Consider the following 11236-nt stretch of genomic DNA (forward strand, 5'->3'; position numbering starts at 1 on the left):
GGCATCGATCGCGGCCGTGCTGCTCGTCGCGTGCGGCGGGAGAGCGCTACGAGCGGCTGCTGCGCGAGCGCTCGGGGCGGGCGCCACTGGCATATGTCACGGGCGAGCGCGAGTTCTGGTCGCTGCGTCTGGCCGTCGACGCGCGCGTGCTCGTGCCGCGCCCCGAGACCGAAACCCTCGTGGAGGCCGCGCTGGCGCGGGTCGGGGGGGCCGCGCGGATCGCCGACCTCGGCACCGGCTCCGGGGCGGTGGCCATCGCGCTGGCGGTGGAGCTGCCGTTGGCGCGGCTCTGGGCGGTGGACCGCTCCGCCGCCGCGCTCGAGGTCGCGCGTGGCAACGCCGCGACGCACGGCGTCGCGGGGCGCATCTCGTTTCTCGCGGGGGACCTCTGCGGGCCGCTGGCGTCGCTGGCCGGCACGCTGGACGCCGTGGTCTCGAACCCGCCGTACGTGCCGACGGCGCAGATCGAGTCGCTCCAGCCGGAGGTCCGCGACCACGAGCCGCGACTCGCGCTCGACGGCGGGCCCGACGGCCTCGCGGTGATCGGGCGCATCGTGGCGCAGGCGCCGCCGCTGCTGCGCCCGGGCGGGCTGCTGCTCCTGGAGGTGGGGGCGGGGCAGGCGCCCGCGGCCGCGGCGCTGCTCGCCGGTGGCGGGGCGTTCGAGACGATCGAGCGCCTGCCCGACCTCGCCGGCATCGAGCGCGTCGTCGCGGCGCGGCGGCGCGGCTGAGGGCTGGCATGGACAGCATCACGGTCAGGGGCGGCGCCAGGCTCCGGGGCGAGGTGCGCGTCGGCGGGGCCAAGAACGCGGCGCTGCCGATCCTCGCCGCGACGCTGCTGGCGCCGGGCGGGCACCGGGTGCGCAACGTGCCGCGGCTGCGCGACGTCGACACCATGGGGCGGCTCCTCACGGTCCTCGGGGCGCGCGTCGAGCGCGACGGCGGGGACCTGCGCATCGACATGGGCCCGCACAGCGGCGAGGAGGCGCCCTACGACCTCGTCAAGACGATGCGCGCCTCCGTGCTCGTGCTCGGGCCGCTGCTGGCGCGCACCGGGCGCGCGCGCGTCTCGCTGCCCGGGGGCTGCGCGATCGGGGAGCGCCCCGTGAACCTGCACCTGGCGGCGATGCGGGCGCTCGGCGCGGAGATCGCGCTCGAGCACGGCTACATCAGCGCGCGGGCGCAGCGGCTGCGCGGCGCCCGCATCCACTTCGAGAAGCAGACGGTCACCGGCACCGAGAACGCGCTCATGGCGGCGGTGCTGGCGGAGGGGACGACGGAGATCGGCAACGCGGCCTGCGAGCCGGAGGTCGCCGACCTGGCGCGCGCGCTCGCCGGCATGGGCGCGCGCATCGCGGGCGCGGGCACGCCGACGGTCACCGTGGAGGGCGTCGCGGATCTGGCGCCGATCAACCACACGGTGATGCCCGATCGGATCGAGGCCGGGACCCTGATGCTGGCGGCGGCGATCACGCGGGGCGACGTGCTCGTGGAGGGCGCGGAGCCCGCGCACCTCGGCGCCGTCATCGCCAAGCTCCGCGAGGCGGGGGCACGGGTGGAGGAGACGCCGCGGGGCGTGCGCGTCGAGGGCCCGGGACGGCCGCGGGCCGTGGACATCAAGACCGGTCCGTACCCCGAGTTTCCGACGGACATGCAGGCGCAGTTCATGGCGCTGCTGGCCGTCTCGCGCGGGCTCGGCGTCGTCCACGAGACGATCTTCGAGAACCGCTACGTGCACGTCGCCGAGCTCAAGCGGCTCGGCGCCGAGATCACGCTCGACGGCGCCCTGGCGCTCGTGCGCGGCCGCCCGGCGCTCTCGGGAGCGCGCGTGATGGCGACGGACCTGCGGGCCAGCGCCTCGCTGGTGCTCGCGGGGCTGCGCGCCGAGGGCGAGACCGTCATCGCGCGCGCCTACCATCTCGACCGGGGGTACGAGCGGCTCGACGAGAAGCTCGCCGGGGTCGGCGCGACGACCGGGCGCATCCGCGAGAATCCGTAGGTGGCAGCAGCTGCCAGGGAGGGGACAGGCGCATGAAGACCGTTCGCACCGGGGATCGCGAGTTCCGCGAGATGCTCACCTATCTCGAGCGGCGCGGCCGGCGGGACGCCTCCGCCGTCGAGGAACCGGTCGCCGAGATCCTGCGCGACGTCCAGGAGCGCGGGGACGAGGCGGTCGCGGCCTACACCGAGCGCTTCGACCGCATCCGGCTGCGTCCCGAGGGCTTCGCGGTGGGGCGCAAGGAGGTGCGGCAGGCGTACCGGAAGGTCGGCCGCGACGTGCTGGCGATGTTCGAGGAGTCGGCGGCGCGCATCCGCGCCTTCCACGAGCGCCAGCGCGCCGAGTCGTGGTTCGAGGCGTCCGACGACGGCACGCTGCTCGGCCAGCTGGTGACGCCGATCGCGCGGGTCGGCCTCTACGTCCCCGGCGGCAAGGCGGCCTACCCCAGCTCGGTGCTGATGAACGCGATCCCCGCGCAGGTCGCCGGGGTGCGCTCGCTGGCGATCTGCACGCCGGCGCCGGGCGGGGTCCTCAACCCGCACGTGCTGGTGGTGGCCGACATGCTCGGGCTCGAGGAGATCTACCGGATCGGCGGCGCCCAGGCGATCGGCGCCATGGCCTACGGCACCGCGACCGTCCCGCGCGTGGACAAGATCGTCGGCCCCGGCAACATCTTCGTGGCCACGGCCAAGAAGATGGTCTTCGGGGAGGTCGACATCGACATGGTGGCGGGCCCGAGCGAGATTCTCATCCTCGCCGACGGCGCGGCCGACCCGCGGCAGATCGCCGCCGACCTGCTCTCGCAGGCCGAGCACGACGAGCTGGCGACCTGCGTGCTGGTGACGGACTCGCCGAAGCTCGCGCAGCGCGCGCTGGTGGAGGTCGAGCGGCAGGTGGACGCGCTGCCACGCCCGGACATCGCGCGGACCGCCCTGCGCGGGCAGGGGCTGATCATGATCGTGCGCGACCTGCGCGAGGGCATGGACGTGGCCAACGCGGTCGCCCCGGAGCACTTCGAGCTGCTCGTCGAGGAGCCGCTGGGGCTGCTGCCGCTCATCCGCAACGCCGGCAGCGTCTTCCTCGGGGCCTACACGCCCGAGGCCCTCGGCGACTACCTGGCCGGGCCGAACCACGTCCTGCCGACGGGGGGCACGGCGCGGTTCTTCTCGACGCTTGGCACCCCCGAGTTCCAGAAGCGCTCGAACATCATGGCCTTCTCGCGGGAGCAGTTCGAGGCGCTCGCGGGGAAGGTGGTGCGCTTCGCGCGGCTCGAGGGGCTCGAGGCGCACGCCCGCTCGGTGCTCGCGCGCGGGAGGAAGGCGTGAGCGTCGCGCCGGGGCGCTTCCTGCGCCCGGAGATCGCCGCCCTGAGCGCCTACGAGGCGGAGGCCCCCGGCCGGCTCGTCAAGCTCGACGCGAACGAGAATCCCTGGCCGCCCCCCCCGGAGCTGCGCGAGCGCATCGGCGCGGCCGCGGCGGCCCTCGAGCTCAACCGCTATCCCGACCCCGAGGCGGCCGCGCTGCGTTCGCTGCTGGCCGCGCGGGCGGGCTGGGCGCGCGAGGGCATCCTCCTCGGGAACGGCTCGGACGAGCTGATCGTCCTGCTGCTCGCCGCCTGCGGCGGGGAGGGCGCGACGCTGCTCGTGCCGACGCCGACGTTCTCGATGTACCGGCACATCGCCGTGACGATGGGCTGGCGGGTGGAGGAGGTGCCGCTCGCCCCCGGCTTTGCGCTCGACGAGGCGGCGCTGCTCGCCCGCGCCGCGGCCTCGGCGCCGCGGCTGAGCGTGTTCGCCTCGCCCAACAACCCGACCGGGAACCTCTTCGACCGCGGGGTGCTCGAACGCTACCTGCGGGCGGCACCCGGGCTTGTGGTCATCGACGAGGCCTACCACGACTTCGCCGGGGAGAGCGTGGTGGGCCTGCTGGCGCGGCACGAGAACCTCGTCGTGCTCCAGACGCTCTCGAAGATCGGCCTCGCGGCGTTGCGGCTCGGGATCCTGCTGGCGTCACCGGGCCTGGCGGCGGAGCTCAACAAGGTGCGCCTCCCCTACAACGTGGGCTCGTTCCCGCAGGCGGCAGCCGCCGCCGTCCTGGGCGCCCCGGGTTTCCTCGAGGGGCAGCTGCGGGCGCTGCGCGCGGAGCGCGCGCGCCTCGCCGCGGCGATGAGCGCCATGGCCGGGGTGACCGTGCACCCGAGCGACGCGAACTTCATCCTCTTCCGGACGCCGCACCCGTCCCGCGCCGTCTTTGACGGCTTGCGTGAGCGGGGGGTGCTGGTGCGCGACCTCGGCGGACGGCCCGGTCCGCTTCACGGCTGCCTGAGGGTCACGGTGGGCACGCCGCAGGAGAACGGGACGTTCCTCGGCGCGTTGCCGGAGGCCCTGGCCGTCGCGGCTTCCCGGGCCAGGGATCGGGCGTAAGAGGCAGCTGCCGGAGGTCCCCGGTGGGACGCCGGCGTGCGCCATTTCACGCAATGCCTGCGCGAGGTTCTGCACCGGCTTCGGGCGCATGGTTGTAATGGGTCATAATTGCAGGTGAATTTTATCGTGACGTCCGGCACGGAAAGTGCTAGCATCTATTAGCATATGAGGTGGCGTGCTTCAGTGCTCGCTGGCACGGCATGGCTGGCGATGGCGGTTCTCTGTGGTCCGGGTGACGTCCTGGCCGCGGCCGCCACGGTGATCGTCCATCCCCCGGACATGGCGGCGCTCACGGGGGCCGGAGCGATCGACGTGCTCGGGTGGAACGGCAGCGGCGCGGCGCTCCCCGTCACCGTGAAGGGGCCGGCCGAGCCGCGCGACTACCCCGCGGGGACCGGGGCGTTCAAGGTCCAGGTCAAGCTCTCGCCCGGCGAGAACTCGATCACCTACGGCGGCACGACGCTTCGGGTCTACCTCGCGGCCCCCAAGGAGAAGGCGCCGCCGGCCTTTTCCGCACCCGATCCGCACGCGACGGACAACGGCTGTGAGGATTGTCACGCGTTCAAGGACGGGGCGGCCGCGCTCCAGGAACCGGCCCCGGGGCTCTGTCGCCGCTGCCATGACGACATGCTCAAGGACAAGGCCGGCAAGCCCCTCGCGGTCCCGCACCCGCCCGCTGCGGACGGCGACTGCCTCTCGTGCCACGTGTTCCATCGACGCTCGATCAAGCACCTCCCCGCCGAGGCGAAGCGGGCGCTGTGCTTCGGGTGCCACGACGACTTCACCGGCGGCGGCAAGAAGCGGATGCACGCGCCGGTCGCCGCCGGCGACTGCACGGGCTGTCACGGCGCGCACGGGGGGGCGGTGAAGGCGCTGCTCCCGGCGACCGACGTCAAGCTCTGCCTGCTCTGCCACGCCGACCCCTCGAAGAAGAAGAAAGGGGGCGCCTGGGCGGTCGCGCACCCGGCGCTCGACGACGGCTGCGCATCCTGCCACATGCCGCACGTCTCCGACAACGCGAAGCTGCTCAAGAAGCCCCAGGCGCAGGTCTGTGCCGACTGCCACGATCCCTTCCCGCGCCAGGAGGACGGCAAGGACCTGGTCGTTCACAGCCCCGTCGACGAAGGGGACTGCTCGTCCTGTCACGGCGTGCACGGTGCGGATGTCAAGAAGCTGCTGGTGGCCGACGGCAAGGCGCTGTGCGTGAAGTGCCACGACGATCCGTCCCAGGGGCCGGGCGGCGCCGCCTGGGCCGTGCCGCACCCGGCGCTCGACGACGGCTGCCTCAGCTGCCACCGGCCCCACGTCGCGCCGGCGGCCGGCATGCTCAAGAAGGCTCAGGGCTCGCTGTGCATCGACTGCCACGATCCCTTCCCCCCGCCCGCGGCGGGCGGCAGCATGCACGGGCCGGTGATGGAGGGCCGGTGCTCGGGCTGCCACGGGCCGCACGGCGCCCCGGTCGCCAAGCTGCTGGCCGCCGCGCCCGAAAAGGCGCTCTGCCTCAAGTGCCACAAGGACCCATCGCTGGACGGGGACGGGGTGGCGTGGGCGGTGCCGCACCCCGGGCTGGACGACGGCTGCCCCGCCTGCCACCGGCCGCACGTGGCCCCGGGACCGCGCCTGCTGGCGAAGCCCGAGGCCGAGCTCTGCGCCGGCTGCCATGAGAACAAGAACGTGAACGCGGACGGGAACGAGTGGGAGGCGCCCCACTCGCCGGTGAAGAGCGGCCTCTGCGGCGCCTGTCACGGGCCGCACGGCGCCCCGCAGAAGGCGCTGCTGCAGTTGCCGGCGACGCTCCTGTGCATGGTGCAGTGCCACAGCGAGGAGGTCCACGGCCGCCACCGCTCCACGAAGCTCGACCCGGAGACGAACCAGCCCGCGAGCAAGCTGGCGACTCTCCCCGCCGACTTCCCCGTGGAGGCGGCCGACGATGACGTCTTCGTCCTCGGCTGCCTCGGCTGCCACAAGCCGCACGGCTCCGACAACGGCTTCATGCTGCCGGAGTCCGAACAACTGTTCTGCGCGAAGTGCCACCAGTTCTAGAGGTGGCCGCGGCCGCGCCGCCGTCCGTTCGCTAGCCGGCGGGGACCTCCGCCAGCGCCTCGCGCAGCGCGCCGAGGAACCGGTCGTTCTCCTCGGGCGTCCCGACGGTCACCCGCAGGTACCTCGGGTATCCGTAGTTGGCCACGGGCCGCGCGATCACGCCGCGGCGCAGCAGGGCCTGGTACACCGTCCCGCCGTCGCGCCCGAGCCCCACGAGCAGGAAGTTCGCCTCGGAGGGGACCACCTCGAGCCCCTGCCCGGACAGCGCGCCGGCCAGCCGCTCGCGCTCGCGCTTGTTGACGCGCACGACGCGCCGCAGGTGCCGCTCGTCGCCGAGGGCGGCGAGGGCCGCGACCTGGGCGAGGTGATTGGTGTTGAAGGGTTCGCGCACCTTGTTCATCTCGAGGACGTGCTCCGGCGGCCCCACGAGGTAGCCGATGCGCAGCCCGGCGATCCCGTAGGCCTTGGAGAAGGTGCGCAGGCAGAAGACGGGCAGCCCCGCGCGCACCCGGCGCAGCGTGTCCGGAAAGGTGCGCCGCGCGACGTACTCGTAGTACGCCTCGTCGAAGACCGCGATGACCCCGGGGGGCAGGGCGCCGAGGAAGCGCTCGACCTCCCGCTCGGTGACGAACGTCCCCGTCGGGTTGTTGGGATTGGCGACGAAGACGAAGCGCGTGCGCGGCGTCACCGCAGCGGCCATCGCCGCCAGGTCGTGCGTGTGCGCGCGCATCGGCACCACGACGTTCACGCCGCCCGCGGCCTGCGTCGCCAGCTGGTAGACGACGAAGGCGCCGGCCGCCGAGACCACCTCCTCGCCCGGTCGCAGGAAGGTGCGCACCGCGATGTCGATGACCTCGTTCGAACCGTTGCCGAGGAGGATCGACTCCGGCGGCACCTCCAGGCGGGCCGCCAGCGCGCGCGTCAGTTCGTAGGCGCTGCCGTCGGGGTAGCGGTTGATCTCCGCGAGCGCGGCGCGCACCGCCCTGACCACCTTCGGCGAGGGGCCCAGCGGGTTCTCGTTCGAGGCGAGCTTGATGGTGGAACTCAGCCCGAGCTCCCGCTCCAGCTCCGCCATCGGCTTGCCGGGGACGTAGGGCTTGATCGCGGCGATGTGCGGCGGTACCAGGCTCATCTCTCTTGTGCCTCCCGGTTGGTGGGGTACGACCCGAGGACCTTGAGCACAGAACAGGAGTGGCGCAGCCGCCCGAGGACGGCCTGGACGGCGGGGTCGGCCCGGTGGCCCTGGAAGTCCACGAAGAAGACGTAGTCCCAGGCGCGGCGGCGCGAGGGGCGCGACTCGATCTTCGTCAGGTTGATCCCCTTCTTCGCGAAGGGCTGGAGGATGTCGTGGAGCGCGCCGATGCGGTCCTTGATGGAAAAGAGGATCGACGTCGTGTCGCGCCCGGTCGGCTGGTGCTCGCGGCGGCTGACGACGAGGAAGCGCGTCACGTTGTCGTGGCGGTCCTCGATGTTACGGCGCACCGCGCGCAGCCCGTAGAGCTCGCCGGCCAGGCGGCTGGCGATCGCGGCGCCCGCGGGGTCCGCGGCCGCCCGGCGCGCCGCCTCCGCGGTGCTCGAGACCTCCTGGACGGGGACCTCGGGGAGGTGCCCCTGGAGCCACTCGGAGCACTGCGCGACCGGCTGCGGGTGCGAGTACAGGACCCGGATGTCCTGGAGCTTCCCGCTGCGCGAGAGCAGGTGGTGGTGCACGACCAGGACCACCTCCGTGAAGATCGTCAGCGGGGACTCGAGGAACATGTCGAGCGTGTGGTTGACCACGCCCTCGGTGGAGTTCTCCACCGGCACCACCCCGAACGCTGCCTCGTCGCGCTCGACGGCGCGGAAGACCTCGCGGATGCTCGTCTTGGGCAGCGCGCGCGCGGCGGAGCCGAAGACGTGGCGGCAGGCCTGGTGCGTGAAGGTGGCCTGCGGGCCGAAGTACGCGACGGTGAGCGGCTCCTCGAGCTGGTGCGAGGCCGCGAAGATCTCGCGGTAGATGCCCCGCAGCGACTCGTTGGGAAAGGGGCCGGGATTGGCGGCCTCGATCCGCGCGAGGACCTCTTCCTCGCGGCGCGGGTCGACGACCTCCAGGCCGCGTTCCTTCTTGAGATCGCCGATGACGCGGACCACGGCCGCGCGCTGGTTGAGCAGGGTGACGATGCGTCGGTCGATCCCGTCGATCCGCTCGCGGCACAGCGCCAGCCGCCCGCGGGCGGCACCCCGGCGAGCAGCGCCCATCAGCGGGGGAAGCAGGGCGGGCGGCAAGCGCCGCCCGCGCCCGGTACAAACGCGTGCCGCGTCAGCAGCACCGGCCGGAAGTGGCCCCGCCCAGCGGCCGCGAGGCGGTCACCTTGAAGCCGCTGCGCCAGACCGAATCGGTGTAGTCCACGCTCACCGCCCCGACCTGGGCCTCCAGGTCGTCGTCGATGAGCACCTTCAGCGGCTGGAACTCGTAGATCTTGTCCTTTTCCTTCGGTGCGTCCAGCACCAAGCCCAGCGAGGGCCCCCCTCAGCCGTGGGAGAGGATGACGCGGACCGCGAGGTCCGACTTGTTCTCCTTGAGATACTCGAGCAGCTTTTCCTTGGCCCCATCCGTCACGTTCACCATCGTGGCGTTCCCTCCTGCTGTTGTTCCTGTGCAGTTTGATGATCATAGCCGTTCAACGATGCGATTGCACTATCTTTTTGACAATTCGCGGGCGAACGGTACAATCCTGCGCATGGCAATCGCGCCTGAATTGCTGGCGATCCTGGCGTGTCCGCGGTGCAAGGCCCCGGTGCGGCTGACCCCGCCCGGGGATGCGCTGGGCTGCGCGCGCTGCCGCGTCGCGTACCCGATCGTCGACGGCATCCCGGTCATGCTCGCGGAGGAGGCGGCGCCGTGGGACCCGGGGCCGGCTGCGGCCCCAGCGTCCCCGTGACGTCGGCCCCCCGGCGGGTCGTGGAGGCCGGCACCGCGGTCATGGTGCTGTCCGCCCCGATCTCGATCAGCGGGACACAACTCGGGCTGGCCGTCGCGCTTCTCGGGGCGCTCTGGGGGTGGCGCGAGGCGGCCCCGCCGCCGCGGACGGCGATCGATGCGCCGCTGCTCGCGTTCATCGGCGTGACCGTCGTCTCCGCCCTGGCCTCCGATGCCCCGGGCGTCGCGGTCCCGCGGATCGCCGCGATCTGGACGGCCCTGACGCTGTACCTCGTGGCCGGATGGTTTCGCGACGCGGCGCGCCTGGAGCGGTTCCTGCTGCTGCTGGTCGCGGCGGCGCTGCCTTTCGGCGCCTACGGCATCGTCCAGCACTTCACGGGCGTCAACCTCTTCGGCAGCGGCGGCGCGATGCACTCGCTCGTCCTCGGGGAGCGGCTGATCTTCTTCCCGCGGGGCGGCTTCAGCCACTACCAGACGTTTGCGAACGTGTACTTCGTCGTCTTCTGTCTCGCCTGCGGACTGGCCGCCGCCGCCGAGGACAGGCGGGACCGGGCCCTGCGGGCGGGGGCCGCCGTCTTTCTCGCCGTCGTCGTCGTCTTCACATTCACGCGGGGCATCTGGATCGCGCTGCTGGCGGCGCTCGCCATCCTCGCGTGGGTCTTCGCGCGCCGCGCCGCAACGGCGCTGGCCGTCGCCGGCGCGCTGGTTGTGGCGGCGTTGCTGGTCGTCCCCTCGAGCCTGCGCACCCGCGCCGTCTCGATGACGGACCTCGGGACGAACGTCGAGCGGTTGCTGCTCTGGGAGACGGCCTGGAACATGGTGCGCGACCGCCCGGTCCTCGGCGTGGGCATCGGCAACTTTCGCGCCGCGCAGGACGCGTATGTCAGGGAGGCGGTGCCGCTGGTCATGACGCGGACGCACGCGCACAACGTGTGGCTGCAGGTGGCCGTCGAGCGGGGGGTCCTCGGGGTGCTCGCGCTGCTGTGGCTGTTCCTCGCCCTGCTCGGCGCCGCCCGCCGGGCGGTCGGCGACCGGGCCGCGCGGAGGCGGGAGCGGGCGCTGGCCGCGGGGGCGCTCGCGGCGGTCGTGGGGCTGCTCCTCGACGGGCTGGTGCAGAACAACTTCGGCGACAGCCAGGTCGCGTTCTGTCTCTGGCTCGTCGCGGGCGTCATCGCGGTCTGCGCCCGCGGCGGGGCGCAGGGCGAGGCGTCGCCGGGGGCGGTCGCGGAGGCGGCGGCGTGAGCCGCGCAGGAGCCGGTTCCCGGCGCGTGTCCCGCCGCCTGGTCGCCTCGTTCGACCGCGCGACCGTTCTCGTGGTCGGCGACCTCATGGTGGACCGCTACTTCGCCGGCCGTGTGCGGCGCATCTCGCCGGAGGCGCCGGTGCCGATCGTCGAGGTCCTGGAGGAGAGCCTGCGCTGCGGCGGTGCAGCCAACGTCGCCCGGAACATCGGCGGCCTGGGCGCGCGGGTGGCGCTCTGCGGCGTGGTCGGCGACGACGCGGAGGGCGTCTGGCTTCGTGGCGAGCTGGCGCGCGGCGGCATCGACGTCGCGGGTGTCGTCGTCGACCCCGGCAGGCCCACGATCCTCAAGTCGCGGATCGTCGCCCACCAGCAGCAGGTGGTCCGCTTCGACCGCGAGAAGGCCGGGCCGCACGCCGCGGCGGTGCAGCGGCGGCTGGCCGAAGCGCTGGCGGGCGCGTGGCCGCGCGCCGACGCGGTGGTCATCTCCGACTACGGCAAGGGGGTGGTCGGCCGGCCGCTGATGGACCGCGTGCGCTCGTTCGCGCGGCGCGGTCGCGCGGTGGCGGTCGTCGTCGACCCGAAGTCGACGCAGTTCGAGCTCTACCGCGG

Annotated in this window: 11 protein-coding genes; 8 read left to right on the forward strand and 3 right to left on the reverse strand. The window is 73.2% G+C overall.

Going from position 1 to position 11236, the window contains the following annotated elements; all coding sequences use genetic code 11:
* From prmC to VI078_08085, 5 genes are all read left to right on the forward strand, one after another.
* Window positions 1–731: peptide chain release factor N(5)-glutamine methyltransferase (prmC, locus tag VI078_08065; protein ID HEY5999241.1), on the forward strand; the 731-nt coding region annotated here is incomplete at its 5' end.
* A gap of 8 nt (window positions 732–739) precedes the next feature.
* Window positions 740–1999 (forward strand): UDP-N-acetylglucosamine 1-carboxyvinyltransferase, encoded by a 1260-nt coding sequence (gene murA, locus VI078_08070; protein HEY5999242.1) that lies wholly within the window; start codon window positions 740–742, stop codon window positions 1997–1999.
* A gap of 32 nt (window positions 2000–2031) precedes the next feature.
* A complete protein-coding gene (gene hisD / locus VI078_08075; protein ID HEY5999243.1) occupies window positions 2032–3324 on the forward strand; it encodes a histidinol dehydrogenase in 1293 nt (430 codons plus the stop codon).
* Complete coding sequence (gene hisC / locus VI078_08080; GenBank protein ID HEY5999244.1) at window positions 3321–4421, forward strand: histidinol-phosphate transaminase; 1101 nt, start codon at window positions 3321–3323, stop codon at window positions 4419–4421. Before hisD ends, hisC (VI078_08080) begins: the two co-directional genes overlap by 4 nt.
* Before the next feature lie 183 nt (window positions 4422–4604).
* A complete protein-coding gene (locus VI078_08085) occupies window positions 4605–6464 on the forward strand; it encodes a cytochrome c3 family protein (GenBank protein ID HEY5999245.1) in 1860 nt (619 codons plus the stop codon).
* A 31-nt stretch (window positions 6465–6495) separates the two neighbouring features.
* Here the strand turns inward: VI078_08085 and hisC (VI078_08090) are convergent, their stop codons facing one another.
* The 3 genes from hisC (VI078_08090) to VI078_08100 form a co-directional block, all read right to left on the reverse strand.
* The gene (gene hisC / locus VI078_08090) at window positions 6496–7596 is read right to left on the reverse strand and encodes a histidinol-phosphate transaminase (GenBank protein HEY5999246.1); all 1101 of its coding nucleotides are present in this window, start codon (window positions 7594–7596) and stop codon (window positions 6496–6498) included.
* Window positions 7593–8702, reverse strand: coding sequence for a prephenate dehydratase (pheA, locus tag VI078_08095; GenBank protein ID HEY5999247.1), 1110 nt, complete (start codon window positions 8700–8702; stop codon window positions 7593–7595). Before pheA ends, hisC (VI078_08090) begins: the two co-directional genes overlap by 4 nt.
* 61 nt (window positions 8703–8763) lie before the next feature.
* Window positions 8764–8955, reverse strand: a complete 192-nt coding sequence (locus VI078_08100; GenBank protein HEY5999248.1) for a hypothetical protein — start codon at window positions 8953–8955, stop codon at window positions 8764–8766.
* Window positions 8956–9184: 229 nt separating this feature from the next.
* On the opposite strand from VI078_08100, the gene VI078_08105 reads away from it, so the two are divergent.
* The 3 genes from VI078_08105 to VI078_08115 all read left to right on the forward strand — a co-directional run.
* A complete protein-coding gene (locus tag VI078_08105) occupies window positions 9185–9385 on the forward strand; it encodes a Trm112 family protein (GenBank protein ID HEY5999249.1) in 201 nt (66 codons plus the stop codon).
* Window positions 9346–10626 (forward strand): O-antigen ligase family protein, encoded by a 1281-nt coding sequence (locus VI078_08110; protein HEY5999250.1) that lies wholly within the window; start codon window positions 9346–9348, stop codon window positions 10624–10626. Before VI078_08105 ends, VI078_08110 begins: the two co-directional genes overlap by 40 nt.
* 26 nt (window positions 10627–10652) lie before the next feature.
* On the forward strand, window positions 10653–11236 hold a 584-nt coding region (locus VI078_08115), incomplete at its 3' end, for a PfkB family carbohydrate kinase (GenBank protein HEY5999251.1).

It is taken from the genome of bacterium, from assembly GCA_036524115.1.
Classification (GTDB): domain Bacteria; phylum JAUVQV01; class JAUVQV01; order JAUVQV01; family DATDCY01; genus DATDCY01.

Coding starts and splice junctions, on each gene's coding strand:
- murA (HEY5999242.1), top strand. CDS start 740: ATGGACAGCATCACGGTCAGGGGCGGCGCCAGGCTCCGGGGCGAGGTG.
- hisD (HEY5999243.1), top strand. CDS start 2,032: ATGAAGACCGTTCGCACCGGGGATCGCGAGTTCCGCGAGATGCTCACC.
- hisC (HEY5999246.1), bottom strand. CDS start 7,596: ATGAGCCTGGTACCGCCGCACATCGCCGCGATCAAGCCCTACGTCCCC.
- pheA (HEY5999247.1), bottom strand. CDS start 8,702: ATGGGCGCTGCTCGCCGGGGTGCCGCCCGCGGGCGGCTGGCGCTGTGC.
- VI078_08105 (HEY5999249.1), top strand. CDS start 9,185: ATGGCAATCGCGCCTGAATTGCTGGCGATCCTGGCGTGTCCGCGGTGC.